Below are 13,588 nucleotides of genomic sequence, written 5' to 3' on the forward strand. Positions count from 1 at the left end.
TGCCCTATCTCCCCACCCACCATGTCCGCCCTCACCTCGTTCTTTTCCCTTCGGCGCTTTGCCACAATTCTGTCTGTCGTTACCCTTACCCTGACATTGCTTGGGGTTGCAAGCGGCATTTTGATCGCGTTTTATTACGATCCGTCTGCGGCGGGTGCGTACGAATCGGTGCAAAATATCGCCGATACTCTACCGGGCGGCTCGATCATTTACTCGATCCACCAGATCGTGGGCAACGGCATGATTATCGTTGCGCTGCTGCAACTGTTTGTGCTGTTTTTCAGTCGGCGGTTTCGGATTAGCTGGTTTTCTGCCTGGGTCAGCGATTTTGTGCTGCTGGGATTGGCGATCGGGCTTGCCTGGACTTCGATGATTCTGAAGTGGAATCAGTTGGGCTACTGGCGGCTCAAGATCGAGCTGCAAACGATCGAGCAGTTGCCTTTTGTCGGTCAATTTGCAAAGGATGTGCTGACCGGAGGATCGATCGATACCACCACCGTCGAACACTTCTATACGCTGCACAGCTATGTTTTGTCTGCGATCGCCGTTGGAATTGCGGTCTTTCATCTCGGTTCGCTGCTATTGCAGGAATGGGAGCAGCGTCGCACCCTGCGGATGATGTACGAAACGGCTCATCTTCCCGAAGCTAAGCCTGCGGTTCCCGGTCCAGCAAAGACGACTTCCCCACGCTAGACGCGGGTTTGGATCTCTCTAGAGCTTGCGCCAGGGCTTCTAGCCGCATCGGTTTGCTGATGTAATCATCCATGCCCGCATTGAGGCAAGTTTCGCGATCGCCCTCCATTGCATTTGCCGTCATTGCAATCAGGCGCGGACGGTTTGACTGCCACTGCTGACAAATACGCCGGGCTGCTTCGAGTCCGTCCATTTCGGGCATTTGGACATCCAGCAGCACGACATCGTAAGACTGACGGTGGATTGCTTCCAGAACCTCTAATCCGTTACCTGCCACATCTGCTCGATAGCCCAAACGCTGAAGCATAAGCAAAGCTAGCTTTTGATTGACCAGATGGTCTTCCGCCAGCAAAATTCGCAGCGACGATTTGTGTTCCGAGTCCGAATTGGGTTCTGGCTCGGCAGGGCGAACAGCCTGAATCTGGCGCGGCTGCCCACTCATGACCTGGGTCAAGATGCGGTAGAGCGGAGCTGATTTGATGGGTTTAGTCAGCAATGCGGCAAAGTACGATCGCTGGGTTGTGGTAAGGTCTTTATGACCGATCGAAGTTAGCATCACGAGCGGCAACGCCTGACCCGCTGGGAGGTTTCGCACTGCCTCTGCTAGCGTTAGCCCATCCATTTGGGGCATTTGCATATCGAGAATTGCTAGGTCAAACGCCTCTCCCTGTTGCAGCAGGCGAAGCGCATCCGCACCGGAAGCTACTGCTGTAGGGGCCATTTGCCAGGACTGGGTGCGATAGGTCAAAAGCTGGCGATTCGTGGCGTTGTCATCGACAATCAGCACTTTTCTCGCTGCCAGGGAGGGCAACCCTTGAGGCGCGATCGGGTCAAGGCAAGCGGGGGCAACAATCGTAAAGTAAAACGTAGAGCCAACTCCCGGCTGACTCTCGACCCACATCCTGCCGTCCATCATTTCGCTCAAGCGATTGCTAATCACCAAGCCCAAGCCTGTGCCTCCATACTGGCGCGTCGTTGAAGCATCGACCTGGCTAAACGCTTTAAACAGTCGCCCCAGCTTATCTTTTGGAATGCCGATGCCCGTATCTCTCACTGCAAATTGAAGCTCATAAACAGGCGCGTTGGGTTCTGCTGCGGCGTTTAGTGCAGTTTCGGCAGCTGCGATTTGACGCGAACTCACTGAAACTGTCACTTCTCCTGTTTCGGTAAATTTGATCGCATTATTGAGCAGATTAACCAGAATTTGCCGCAGTCGGGTTACGTCGCCCAGGATCATCTCCGGAACTTTTGATTTGTTGAGATACGTCAGTTCAAGTTCTTTTTCGGCGGCTTTGGGTGCCAGCAACTCAAGTGCGTCTTCAATACAGGTTGAAAGATTAAAGGGATGCTGTTCAAGTTCGAGCTTGCCCGATTCAATCTTTGAGAAGTCCAGGATGTCGTTAATAATCGTCAGCAGCGAGTCGCCGCTCGTGCGAATGATTTCAACATATTCCCGCTGTTGGGGAGTAAGCTGCATATCGAGCAGCAGTCCGGTCATGCCAATCACCGCGTTCATCGGCGTACGAATCTCGTGGCTCATCATGGCTAAAAAGTTGCTCTTGGCTTGATTTGCCTGATCTGCCGCCTGCTTAGCCTGTTCTAGTGCGGCGTTTTGTGCGGTCAGCATTTTGCGCTGCTGCGTTTCCTGATCGAGCAACTGCGCCTGTGCCAGAGCAATGGCAACCTGATCTGCCAATTCACTGAGCAGTGTGACTTCGTCGGGTCGCCACTGGCGCGGGTGGGCGCATTGGTGAGCAATCAACAGTCCCCAAAGGGTCGGCTCGTTGGGCGTTCCTGTGGATTGAATAATAGGAACGACCAGATTGGCTTTAATTTGAAACCGGGTTAACAAATCGCGGTGACAGGGCTCAAGGGTCACTCGATCGATATCAGCGATCGCGGAACTTCCGCCCTGGTAATAGGGCAACCATCCCCCTGCTTTAAAACAGGTATCTTCAATCCTTTCGCCCAGTGCCGATCGCCAGCCCGGTGCAACCGACTCCACGACGACATCTCCATTCCAATCAGCATCAAAGCGGTAGATCATCACCCGATCTGCTTCCAAAAATTGCCGCACTTCGGCAACCGTGGTGCTGAGGATGTCTTCCAGATGAAGCGAATAGCGAATCCGCTGGCTCACTGCATTCAGCAAAGAAGCCCGATGGTTCTGGTTGTGCAGCTTGATTTCAATCTGTTTTCGATCGCTGATATCGGTGATGCTTCCTTCAAGGGCGATCGGCTCTCCGGTCGCATCATACAAAAGACGGGTACTCTCTGAGATCCAAATGACTTGTCCGTCCTTTCGGTAAACCTGAGATTCAAATCCACAAACCTCGCCTCGCGATCGAATTTCTTGCATAAACACTTGTCGGCGAAGCGGATCAACATAAAGCTGCTGATCAACATTTTGGATGGTAGCAGTCAGTTCGGCAGAAGAGTCATAGCCATAAATCTGAGCCAGCGAAGCGTTGGCCTGCAAATATCTGCCCGACAGCGTTGTTTTATAAAGTCCCAGGGCAGCATTCTCAAAGAAATTTTGGTAGCTCGCTTCGGTTTGCTGCCGCTCGGTAATGGCATTTTGCAAAACGATCAGGTTTCGCCGCAGTTCTAGCTGGGTCACCACCTGACGCGCAAGGGTGGCTAAAGCGTCCTGCTGCTGAGGGTTCAGGTCGCGTGGCTTATAATCTATCACACAGAGCGTTCCCAGCACGTAGCCTTGGGGATTAATCAGCGGTGCGCCTGCATAAAACCGAATGCAAGGACTTCCAGTCACTAAGGGATTGTTCGCAAAGCGGGGGTCTAGGGTTGCATTGGGCACAATCAGCAGATCAGACTGCAAGATGGCATGCGAACAAAAGGCAATGTCTCGATTGGTTTCTGATACAGGCAGCCCTATGTTTGACTTAAACCACTGACGACCGCAATCGATTAAACTCACTAGCGCGATCGGCGTTCCACAAATAAAACTTGCCAGACGGGTCAGATCGTCAAAAGCGGGTTCGGCGGCGGTATCAAGAATCTGATAATTCAGAAGTGCCTGAAGCCGCTCAGACTCATTCTTGGGGATAGGAGCTTGCGTCATTGGGAGGGTTAACGAGAGCCAGTGCTATACGATCTCGCGCTCTGGAAAGTGAACTGCCTTAACGTTCCTTATTTGCAGCGCGGCCCGTTCAATTTCGGCTGAAATTTTTGGGATACTTATTTTGTAACATTCCTAAATATTCTTTTTCTGAAGACCAACCGTACCCATGATTCAAGATCGTAAAGAGAGGTCGAGCCGATCGTGCCCTACCTCCCCTTGATAAAAGTTATAGAAGGTGAAATTGATAGCAGTCTGTTTGAGAAGTAATGCTTGTGCTTTAACTGCCTGGTGGGTAAATTCTGGAAGGAACTTAGCTTGCCTTAGAATCGCTTGCCTTAGAATCTCAAAGTCCCCCAGAGTTGACCGCTGGATCAGGCAATGTAGAACCTCTCACACGGCTCAAGTCAACTTTTAAGCTAGTTAAGCCAGTCGAAGGAATGCTATTTGCTGCTCACTTCCATTGTTGGGCTGGCAGCAGCGACAGCATTGCCCAAACGCTTGTTCGCAAAGTAGCTGTTGAGGAACGTGGTTCCCAGCGACAGCACTACCGGACCCAGAACGAACGCCAGCAGCCCTGACACCGTGAAGCCAGGAATCAGCAGAGACGCTAACCAGAAGCAGAAGCCGTTAACAATGAGCGAGAAAGCTCCAAGCGTCAGGAAGTTAACCGGGAGTGAGAGCAGCGACAGCACAGGCTTGACGGCTCCATTCACAATTCCGATCGCCACCCCTGCCAGCATTGCAGCGGGAAAGTTTGCCAAATTGACACCCGGAATCACAATGTCAACAATGAGCAGGCTTAAGGCAGTAATCAGCGTATTCAATAAATATCCAATCATGTAAATTCTCCTTTTTTAGAGACAGTGTTTAGAGACAGATTGTTTAGAGATAGATGAAAGATTGTTTAGAGATAGATGAAGAAGTCAAACGAATGATGCAAACCAATTATTCAAACAACAATCGAACAAACTAAGCAATTCCTCGATTGCTAGCTTTCTCGTCAGACTTGGCGATCGCCCAAACGGCATGAATGCTTCCAGGAACCCACCCCAACAGCGTCAGGAGAAGATTGACGAGCAGCGTGGTGCTGAAGCCATAGGTCAGAAAAACGCCGATCGGAGGAACCAGGAGTCCTAATGCGTAGCGAAGAAGTTTCATCGTGTCACCTCAAGGTGAGAAATTTCAGCGAATCGTTCAGCAAACAGTTCAGCGAGTCGAGTTGATCGTTTTCAGAATGGTTTTAATCTGCTGTTTGATCTGCTGCTCTTTCTGAGCGACGACAACTCCAGCGGCTTCTGCCCGTGCTGTGAGTTCACTTTGCTTTTGCTCCAGCAGGGCTGGTTCAGCAGGCGATGCTTTTGCCTTTTCCAAAGTTGTGCTGTACCAGACTGCACTTTGCTCAAGCTGTCGCTTTGCTGCCTGGTAGCGATCGCCATACCGTTCATCGAGTTGTGTATCCAATGTGTCTAAACGCTCACGCAGTCCTTTAATCAAGCTCAGGATTAGCGTTTTGAAGCGGATTATTTGCTGAGCGGTTGAGTCTGTCTCAGGGTGAGCGGCAGGATTCTCAGCAGGAGTATTCGAGTTTGCTGCAACGGTTGAAAAGCTGTTTTTTGCGATCGATCCCAGCTCTTTGGAGCCTGCTTTGACTTCGGCGATCGCTTCAACGGCTGCCGCTTTAGCGATTGCTCGGAGGCGATTTGCCCGCATTCCACTTTCAGTCTTTGCCTTTTCCAGGTCAGTCGCAAGCTGGTCTTTCATAGAATCTGTCATTGGGCACCTTCCAATCTAGGAATATGGGGAGTGAGGAGCGTTTCCCTCAAAACTTCTGGTCGCTAAAGCCTAACTCAAGGCTTTTTGAACTTCTGCCTGGTTCTTCGCCTTGCGGTTTTTAAGCTGCTCCAGCAAAAGTTGGGAAGCTTCAGTCACCAGAATCGAGGCAATCAATCCATCGTCGAGCCAGCCCACAATGGGAATCATATCGGTGACAAAATCAACGGGGCTAACAATGTAAAGTAGGCTTGCGGCAATCACAACCCAGCGATATTTGGAGTTCCGGAGCAGATTGCGATACCAGTTGTAGAGCGGCTTGATGAAGAGTTTCATTTGCGGGGCATCCTCTGATGACACAATGATCCTCGCAAATTCCCCTCAAAACTTCTGGTGTGGAGAACCGATAGATCGGTGTTGTCTGTCCCACTTTGGCTCAAAAACGGGAGTGCGGAATCCCCAACCGATCGTGAGGTAAACCGTTCAAAGTTTTTCCAGAGTTGAGAGATTTAGGAGGCTGCAAAGCCTGCAACAAAGCTCATTCAGCTCATTACACAGCAGCCAAAGATAGGAGACGAGTTCGATCGCAGTTATCAGTTCTTCAACATGCCCTGAATCTAAACTCAGGTTGATCTACGAAACAGGCTAATCTACGAAACAGGAGTTATTCAATCGCCTCATGTCCCTCTTTTCATTTGATCAAAATAACCAAACCGCGGAACGTCTGGAGTCGCTCAAAGCGGGTACTGTCGGTAAACTAATTGCGGCTACTGCATTTGTGCCGATCGCTTTTCTAAATCACTACTTGCAATCTGAAAATGCAAACTGGCGAGAAACATTGCTGCACAAGGAAGCTTTGATTTCGTTTGCGATCGCAATCTTCTCAGGGTTTCTGTTTGGGGTAACGTATCGATACGTAGTGCGGCAGGACAACAATCCGCAGCTTCAGTCGGGGGCAGTTGGGGCGTTTGGGCTGGTGCGGGGGTTTGCGCAGATTGAGGCAAGTTTAGACAAAAAAATGCCCCTGTGGACTGGGGGCATCTGGGTTGCAGAGAGTCTGCTGCTGTTTGGCGCAGTTGCGCTGAGTCTTAACTGGATACTCGATCGCGGCTGGATTCAGCGCATGAAGTGATTGACATCAAATCATTGCCTACGCCATTTCGGTGGCTCGCTGAATGCGAAGTCCAGCTTTGTCCTGCGAATAGGCTTCTAGATCAATCGGAACTGGCTCAACGTTCCAGATATCGCGGCAGTATTCTGTAATGGTGCGATCGGAGGAAAACTTACCCATCCGAGCAACGTTGAGAATCGACATTTTTGTCCACTGTTCCGTATCGCGGAATGCCTCGCTGACACGCTCCTGACACTCAATGTAGGACTGATAATCTGCCAGCAGCATATATTCGTCGTGGTTGAGCAGCGATTCGACGATCGACATAAACAGACTGGGTTCCTTAGGCGAGAAGAAGCCCGACGACATTTGATCGATCACCTGCTTGAGCTCGGCATTTTTGTTGTAGTAGTCGAGCGGCTTGTAGCCTTTTGCCTTCAGATCCATCACTTCCTGCGCGGTCAGACCAAACAGGAAGAAGTTGTCAGCCCCGACTTCCTCACGAATTTCGACGTTTGCGCCGTCCAGTGTGCCGATCGTCAATGCGCCGTTCAGCGCAAATTTCATATTGCCCGTACCAGAGGCTTCTTTGCCTGCGGTCGAAATTTGCTCAGACAAATCTGCTGCCGGATAGGCAAACTGCCCCAGCGAGACGGAGTAATTTGCCAGAAACACGACCTTCAGCCGTCCTGCCACGTCGGGATCATTGTTGACCACCTCGCCGATCGAGTTAATCAGCTTGATCGCCATCTTCGCCATAAAGTAACCCGGAGCCGCTTTGCCGCCAAAGATAAACGTGCGTGGCACAATCTCCAGGCTAGGATTTGCCTTGATCCGGTTGTACAGCGTGATGATGTACATCGCACAAAGGATCTGCCGCTTGTACTCATGGATGCGCTTGATCTGCACGTCGAACAGTGAATTGGGATCAATTTCCAGACCATTCGATCGCAGAATGTAATCTGCCAGATGGTTTTTATTGGACTGTTTGATCGATCGCCACTGTGCCCTGAATTGGGGATCGTCTACAAAGGCTTCCAGGCGGCGCAGTTCATCGAGGTTGGTAATCCAGGGATGTGCAGTCGTTTCCGCTTCGGAGCGATCGACAATCTTTTCGCTGATCAGGCGGCACAGTTCCGGGTTGCTCAGCATCAGCCAGCGACGGGGGGTAATGCCGTTGGTTTTGTTCTGGAACTTTTCGGGATACAGCTCATAAAAGTCCCGCATGAGTTCCTGCTTGATCAGCTCGGTATGCAGGGCCGCAACCCCGTTCACCGTATGGCTACCCACACAGGCAAGATGCGCCATTCGCACCTGCTTTTCGCCGCCTTCCTCGATCAGCGACATCCGCGCCAGTTTTTCCGGCTGGTTGGGATACTTCGCTCGGACTTCATTGAGGAAGTGGAAGTTGATTTCGTAGATGATTTCCAGGTGGCGGGGTAGCAGCTTGCCAAACAAATTCACTGACCACCGTTCCAAAGCTTCTGACAGCAGCGTGTGGTTGGTGTAGGCAAAGGTACGGCGGGTGATGTCCCAGGCTTTATCCCAGTCCAGGCCATACTCGTCGATAAACAGGCGCATTAGCTCAGCAACCCCGATCGCTGGATGGGTATCGTTGAGCTGAATCGCGACCTTTTCCGGGAAATCATCAAACGTGCTGCGGTTTCGCAGGTAGAGGCGAATAATGTCTTGCAGCGAACAGGCAACGAAGAAATACTGCTGCTGAAGCCGCAATTCCTTACCCTGAGGCGTGTTGTCGTTGGGATACAGAACCTTCGAGATGTTTTCCGAGAAAGTTTTGGCGGCGACTGCCTGGGTGTAATCTCCAGCGTTGAAAACGTGCAGGTCAAAGTCTTCGCCTGCCCTTGCTGACCAGAGCCGCAGCGTATTGACCGTGTTTTTGCCGTAGCCAGAAACGGGCGTGTCGTAAGGTGTGCCAAAAATCGTGATGCGAGGAACCCAGCGCGTCCGCACCCGTCCCTGCGCATCCGCTGCCGCTTCGGTATAGCCGCCAAACTTGACTTCGACCATGTAATCCGGGCGAGGAATTTCCCACGGGTTGCCAGAGCGCAGCCAGTTGTCGGGATGCTCGACCTGCCAGCCATCGGCAATGTACTGGTCAAAAATGCCGAACTCGTAGCGGATGCCGTAGCCGACTGCCGGAATTTCCAGCGTTGCCATCGAATCTAGAAAGCAAGCTGCCAGTCTGCCCAAGCCGCCGTTGCCGAGTCCGGGTTCTTCTTCACGCTCTAGCAAATCGTCCAGATTGAGCCCGACTTCTTTGAGAACTTGCTGCATCTGGTCATACAGACCGAGATTGAGCAAATTGTTGAGCAGCAGACGACCGATCAAAAATTCGGCAGAGAGATAGTAAACAACTTTGGTATCTTTTTGGAAGTAAGCCTGGGCAGTTTTAATGCGGCGATGGACGAGCCGATCGCGCACAGTGTACGCCAGTGCCATGTAGTAGTCGTAGAGGTTAGCAAAGGTTTCGTCTTTGCCCTGGATGTAGTAGAGGTTGTCTGCTAAAGCACGTTTGAGGGTCGAAACCGTCATGCCGGTGCGGTCATCCTCAACGTGAATATGCATATCGGGCTGGCTATTCATAGAACTCACAGTTGGTTGCCCATTAAATCCCACAATCAATCCAACTTATGCACATTACACCCGCAAGAAGCAAGAGAATCGTATGAATCGATACAGCAATCTCTACCCTTTAATCTTTGTTTCTAAAAGTTATTGGATCTTCAGGAAAACTCGGTTTCTGCCTGCTTTTTTAGCGCAGTACAACGCCTGGTCTGCATTCTGAATCAGCTCTGCAGGCGCTTTCTCTGCATTCGGCAGAATTGAACTCACGCCCACACTAAGTGTTACAAAGGCGGCAGCCGAGGAGGAAAAATGGGGAAGTACTTGCTGGCGCAGGGCTTGACAGATCGCCTCAGCCAGAAGAACCGCTCCTTCCGCAGGGGTATTCGGTAGAATGACTGCAAATTCCTCGCCGCCATAGCGCGCTACGAGATCACCCGGGCGTTTAACCACGCTTTGAATTACCTGGGCAACTTGCTGTAAGCAGCGATCGCCTGCCGGATGTCCGTAAGTGTCATTGTAAAACTTAAAACAGTCCACATCACAAAGTAGCAGCGAAAGGGGCTGCCGTTCCCGTGAGATTCGCTGCCACTCCTGATGCAGGTATTCGTCAAAGCGACGACGGTTTGCAATCTGAGTCAGTTCATCAACGGAAACTAGCCGTTTCAGTTCTCGATTTGCAGACTCAAGCTGTTGCTGAAGCTTTGCCTGCTGAATCAAACGGCGGACTCGCTGCCGCAGCACTGCCCATTGCACAGGCTTGGTGACATAATCGGCGGCTCCCACCTCAAACAGGCGATCGATCGAGGGGCGGTCTTCTAGCTCGGTAATCATCAAAATCGGCGTGTTGCCATAGACCGGGAGTCGCTGAAGCTGGAGGCAGCAGGTAAACCCATCCACCTCTGGCATCAGGGCATCCAGCAGCACAATATCGGGCAAGACTTCCTGAAACGCCAGCAGCCCGATTTCGCCATCCACCGCTTCCTCAACCCGATAACCCTCCCGCTCCAGAAACAGGCGCATCTGCATCCGTGATAGGCGATCGTCGTCGATCACCAGCACGAGCGGAGCGGTGATTGGCTCAGAAAGCTGAATCATGGCTGAAGGCGGCGTAGATTGTGATTCAGGACTGATTGAGAAATCTCCTGCACTTTGTAGTTGCCTGCCCTTTCAAAGCTGGAAGCTCGGACGCTGGTTGTGACACTGGCTGTTCAGGATTCCGGCTGGTCGTAACCCGATTCGGACTGCTCAAATCTCTGCTTAGACCAGTGCCCTAGCTCCTCATCATAGGCTGGATCACGACCTGAGGCGATCGGCGATTCTGCGGAATTCTGCACGCTTTTGCGTGAATTCTCTATAAATCTTGAGATCTTGAACTTCCTGTGTCTGCCTGGCTTATCCTTAGCTCCCAATCTTGATCCTCCAACGGGGCAATGATCCCAGACCTACTTGGCCTGATTTGCCAGGCGATCGGGTAAATCTGCCGGATTCATCTGCTCATACTCCTCAAACGGCTGATGAATCCAGGGATCATCTTCGAGATGGTCCACGTAATAGTTTGGTGCAATGCAGGAACAGGATTTGTACCACAACACTGCCGTCTTGACTTCCTCGACATAAAAGCCATATTTGCGATCGAGCCAGATTAGCGACTTTCTAAGGCTCGTTCCCGAATCCACCAAATCATCCACTAGCAGTACATGGCTTCCCAGATTCGCAGTCGTCATGGTCAAGTCCTGCGAGAAGGTAATCGATCCACGCACCTGATTATTCATGCCACCGTAAGACGAGGTTGCCAAGATCGCCAGGGGCTGGTCAAAAATCCGTGCCAGGATGTCCCCTACCCGCAGCCCTCCTTTAGCGAGGCAAATAATCTGATTAAACTTCCAGCCGGACTGATGAATATTTAAGGCAAGCTGTTCAATTTTGTGGTGATAGTCTGACCAGGAAACGTAGAGGTCTGCCATGAGGTGATGTAATTGGGAGGATGAGAAGCATCATATCAAGGGTAGGGGTAGGGGAAGGGGTGGATGAGGGGATAAGGAGGCGGGGAGATAAGGGGGATGGGGCGGGTGAGGAATTGAGTTGGAAGGGGAGCGGGAAGGGAGTTGTTGGGGGTAAGGTTGCCTGGCAGTTCTTTCCCTTGACGATCGCATCAATTACCCTCGCCAATACCAAGTCGAATTCGTCAATTGCTTATGTCTATCCCCCCTGATATCTACCCCCGCTCATGTCTACCCCTTCACCCTACCCCTTGCGCTAGATATAGAAATAATTAATACAAAAGAACCTACCCGAATCCTACATCTAGTGTCATTATAAAAGCGTCATGCCCGACAGACTGCACCCATAGAACCGTATCGCTCGATCGTTTCTGTGGGTGCTACTTTTCCCCGGAGGGTTTCGTTCCATGTCCTATCTGCTCTCTGCCGCCAAGCTGCAAACCTACCACCGCTGCCCTCGTGCCTACTACTTTCGCTATGAGCGACGCTTAGAGGGAACTAGTTTTTTTGGGTCTACCGTGTTAGGAACCTCGCTGCATCAGGCACTTGCCCAGATTTACCAGGACTGGCACTATCAAGACCCGATTCCGGGAGTAGACTGGATCGACTATTGCTGGAATCAGCAGATTACTGATCTGAGTCCCAGCCAGATTGTGGAAGGGCGATCGATTCTGCGGCGGTACTATCATGGGTTTATCGCGAACCAGTCTTCAATGCGAAAGCCGCTTGCCGTAGAAGGCAGAATTCAGGGATCGCTGCAAGTTGAGAATTTAGAGTTTGTGCTGTCGGGACGGTACGATCGCATCGATTATCTGGAAGACGGGCTGGAACTGATTGATTATAAGTCAGCTAAGGAAATTGACTACGCCGAATCTGACGAAATGGGTTTGCAAATCGGGCTATATTATCTGGCTCTGGAGCAACGCTATCGGCGAAATCTGCGGCGAATGAGCTTGCTCTATTTACGGACAGGTGAAAAGATTTCTTTTGAGGCAACGCCAGGGCATCGTCAGCGTGTCAAGTCACTGATTGGCGATATGGCGATCGAACTCCGGCGCGATCAGCGATGGCTCCCGACTCCGGGCGACCAGTGCGATCGATGTGCCTATGCCAAATATTGCCCGGCAATGCGAACGCAGCCAGAGCCGCTGCCCGAAGATGCGCGACCTGCACGAGGCTTACAGCTTGTTCTAAGTATCTAGCCGAAAGCTCTAGCCGCTCGGTTGGAGTTTGGCACCTGCCCGCGCTTAGTCTCCAAGTTGGCTGGTGGGATTCATCCGTTAAAATCATGAACTGCTGCACAAGGCTGGGAACACTGCGGTCAATCGATCGTCAGAATAGTTCAGCCTTTTTTACTTTTTTAGGAGGTGTAAGTTTAGAGAAACCGAAAAGGGTGATTCAATACTTCAACTTCATTGCGTTTCATTTTGAATCAATCAAAGAATGAAGTTTGAGCGCAAATTTAGATAGACACAAATAAACACAGAAACAATACAGCGAAAAAAGCAAAGTGAATAAAAGCCCGACAGTTTCCTGCCGGGTTGACAAACTGCTTAGGTATATCAGTACTTATAGTGTAGCGATTTTACAAACGTTGCTCATCACCTGAACGGGTGATCTATTCGTATGACTTGTTGTATTATCCGCAAACCGTTTCTCAACACAGCAACCTGATAAATATCTTTCCAGAAAACTTTGAAGCTCACTCCAGAAAAAACAATCATTTCCTCTTGCATCTCGATTTTGATTTGACTTCGATCGCAAGTGACTGAAGCACAAAAAGCGAAATTGACTGTAGCTCAATCCTGTGGATCTGGGGACGTGTCAGGGCTGTATTCAGGAAATCGCCTGCTTCGCACTTCTCCTGGAGGGGAGCCGCACTGAGTTCAAGCTGGAACTGCGGAACAGAGAGAAACCAGACCGAGTTGTCTGGGGAAGCACTGGCAGCACTTTGCTAAACGGTTGAGTAATGGAACCGCCATCGGCATCGAAAAGCATTGTATGAATCATGTTGGCTCCGGTCAGTATCAGCCGAATTCGTTGAGGAAGCGATCCGCTATCAAACCGAATTCCCTAGGCAGAATGCTGATTTTGAATGATTTCAAACTGGCTTAGATCGTCAACACTAATCTCAGCATCAACCTGAACCAGGGCAGAAGCTAAATCAGCTTGAGCAGCGATCGCTCCTTCGGAAAAGTGGAAATCAACCGAATGCCCTGCCGAATGAACTGCCGGATGAACTGAGGAAAACACGCGAATGAGGGGCATAATCTTAATCGTCTGGGGCACTAAAGCAACGCTACACAGCCGGTTTGACTGTTCCCGTAGAAAAAAATTAGAGAT

13 protein-coding genes are annotated in these 13,588 nt (G+C 50.9%); 3 read left to right on the plus strand and 10 right to left on the minus strand.

Annotation, left to right across the window (positions count from 1 at the left end; genetic code table 11):
* The first annotated feature begins 21 nt into the window (after window positions 1–21).
* Window positions 22–693 (plus strand): cytochrome b N-terminal domain-containing protein, encoded by a 672-nt coding sequence (locus NDA02_RS05290; protein ID WP_348254516.1) that lies wholly within the window; start codon window positions 22–24, stop codon window positions 691–693.
* Here NDA02_RS05290 and NDA02_RS05295 read toward each other — a convergent pair.
* From NDA02_RS05295 to NDA02_RS05315, 5 genes are all read right to left on the minus strand, one after another.
* Window positions 647–3,775 carry a response regulator gene (locus NDA02_RS05295; RefSeq protein WP_348254518.1) on the minus strand — a complete coding sequence of 1,043 codons (3,129 nt, stop codon included), beginning with the start codon at window positions 3,773–3,775 and terminating at the stop codon, window positions 647–649. The genes NDA02_RS05290 and NDA02_RS05295 overlap by 47 nt on opposite strands.
* Window positions 3,776–4,215: 440 nt before the next feature.
* Complete coding sequence (locus NDA02_RS05300; RefSeq protein ID WP_190793750.1) at window positions 4,216–4,614, minus strand: phage holin family protein; 399 nt, start codon at window positions 4,612–4,614, stop codon at window positions 4,216–4,218.
* Between the two features lie 130 nt (window positions 4,615–4,744).
* Window positions 4,745–4,933 (minus strand): YqaE/Pmp3 family membrane protein, encoded by a 189-nt coding sequence (locus NDA02_RS05305; protein ID WP_190793749.1) that lies wholly within the window; start codon window positions 4,931–4,933, stop codon window positions 4,745–4,747.
* A gap of 48 nt (window positions 4,934–4,981) precedes the next feature.
* Window positions 4,982–5,548 (minus strand): hypothetical protein, encoded by a 567-nt coding sequence (locus NDA02_RS05310; protein ID WP_190793748.1) that lies wholly within the window; start codon window positions 5,546–5,548, stop codon window positions 4,982–4,984.
* 69 nt (window positions 5,549–5,617) lie between these two features.
* Window positions 5,618–5,881: a YkvA family protein gene (locus NDA02_RS05315; protein WP_348247978.1), complete on the minus strand. Its 264-nt coding sequence runs from the start codon at window positions 5,879–5,881 to the stop codon at window positions 5,618–5,620.
* A gap of 343 nt (window positions 5,882–6,224) precedes the next feature.
* Between NDA02_RS05315 and NDA02_RS05320 the strand changes: the two genes are divergently transcribed.
* Window positions 6,225–6,677: a hypothetical protein gene (locus tag NDA02_RS05320; RefSeq protein WP_190793746.1), complete on the plus strand. Its 453-nt coding sequence runs from the start codon at window positions 6,225–6,227 to the stop codon at window positions 6,675–6,677.
* An 18-nt stretch (window positions 6,678–6,695) separates the two neighbouring features.
* On the opposite strand, the gene NDA02_RS05325 is transcribed toward NDA02_RS05320, so the two are convergent.
* From NDA02_RS05325 to NDA02_RS05340, 4 genes are all read right to left on the minus strand, one after another.
* Entirely contained in the window at window positions 6,696–9,263 is a 2,568-nt protein-coding gene (locus NDA02_RS05325; protein ID WP_348254575.1) for a glycogen/starch/alpha-glucan phosphorylase, read from the minus strand.
* A gap of 129 nt (window positions 9,264–9,392) precedes the next feature.
* Window positions 9,393–10,340 carry a PleD family two-component system response regulator gene (locus NDA02_RS05330; protein WP_348254520.1) on the minus strand — a complete coding sequence of 316 codons (948 nt, stop codon included), beginning with the start codon at window positions 10,338–10,340 and terminating at the stop codon, window positions 9,393–9,395.
* Between the two features lie 113 nt (window positions 10,341–10,453).
* Window positions 10,454–10,579, minus strand: coding sequence for a hypothetical protein (locus tag NDA02_RS05335; RefSeq protein WP_277879064.1), 126 nt, complete (start codon window positions 10,577–10,579; stop codon window positions 10,454–10,456).
* A 108-nt stretch (window positions 10,580–10,687) separates the two neighbouring features.
* Complete coding sequence (locus NDA02_RS05340; protein ID WP_190790958.1) at window positions 10,688–11,209, minus strand: phosphoribosyltransferase family protein; 522 nt, start codon at window positions 11,207–11,209, stop codon at window positions 10,688–10,690.
* A gap of 443 nt (window positions 11,210–11,652) precedes the next feature.
* Here NDA02_RS05340 and NDA02_RS05345 point away from each other — a divergent pair, with 443 nt between their 5' ends.
* Window positions 11,653–12,447 carry a PD-(D/E)XK nuclease family protein gene (locus tag NDA02_RS05345; protein WP_190790959.1) on the plus strand — a complete coding sequence of 265 codons (795 nt, stop codon included), beginning with the start codon at window positions 11,653–11,655 and terminating at the stop codon, window positions 12,445–12,447.
* Between the two features lie 871 nt (window positions 12,448–13,318).
* On the opposite strand, the gene NDA02_RS05350 is transcribed toward NDA02_RS05345, so the two are convergent.
* Window positions 13,319–13,513 (minus strand): hypothetical protein, encoded by a 195-nt coding sequence (locus NDA02_RS05350; protein ID WP_190790960.1) that lies wholly within the window; start codon window positions 13,511–13,513, stop codon window positions 13,319–13,321.
* Between the last annotated feature and the right edge of the window lie 75 nt (window positions 13,514–13,588).

This window comes from Leptolyngbya sp. ST-U4 (genome assembly GCF_039962215.1).
In the GTDB taxonomy this organism is placed as follows: domain Bacteria; phylum Cyanobacteriota; class Cyanobacteriia; order Elainellales; family Elainellaceae; genus Leptolyngbya_A.

Bases quoted from the DNA above. Each gene is read 5' to 3' on its own strand.
- NDA02_RS05290 (WP_348254516.1), top strand. From the start codon at position 22: ATGTCCGCCCTCACCTCGTTCTTTTCCCTTCGGCGCTTTGCCACAATT.
- NDA02_RS05295 (WP_348254518.1), bottom strand. From the start codon at position 3,775: ATGACGCAAGCTCCTATCCCCAAGAATGAGTCTGAGCGGCTTCAGGCA.
- NDA02_RS05300 (WP_190793750.1), bottom strand. From the start codon at position 4,614: ATGATTGGATATTTATTGAATACGCTGATTACTGCCTTAAGCCTGCTC.
- NDA02_RS05305 (WP_190793749.1), bottom strand. From the start codon at position 4,933: ATGAAACTTCTTCGCTACGCATTAGGACTCCTGGTTCCTCCGATCGGC.
- NDA02_RS05310 (WP_190793748.1), bottom strand. From the start codon at position 5,548: ATGACAGATTCTATGAAAGACCAGCTTGCGACTGACCTGGAAAAGGCA.
- NDA02_RS05315 (WP_348247978.1), bottom strand. From the start codon at position 5,881: ATGAAACTCTTCATCAAGCCGCTCTACAACTGGTATCGCAATCTGCTC.
- NDA02_RS05320 (WP_190793746.1), top strand. From the start codon at position 6,225: ATGTCCCTCTTTTCATTTGATCAAAATAACCAAACCGCGGAACGTCTG.
- NDA02_RS05325 (WP_348254575.1), bottom strand. From the start codon at position 9,263: ATGAATAGCCAGCCCGATATGCATATTCACGTTGAGGATGACCGCACC.
- NDA02_RS05330 (WP_348254520.1), bottom strand. From the start codon at position 10,340: ATGATTCAGCTTTCTGAGCCAATCACCGCTCCGCTCGTGCTGGTGATC.
- NDA02_RS05340 (WP_190790958.1), bottom strand. From the start codon at position 11,209: ATGGCAGACCTCTACGTTTCCTGGTCAGACTATCACCACAAAATTGAA.
- NDA02_RS05345 (WP_190790959.1), top strand. From the start codon at position 11,653: ATGTCCTATCTGCTCTCTGCCGCCAAGCTGCAAACCTACCACCGCTGC.
- NDA02_RS05350 (WP_190790960.1), bottom strand. From the start codon at position 13,513: ATGCCCCTCATTCGCGTGTTTTCCTCAGTTCATCCGGCAGTTCATTCG.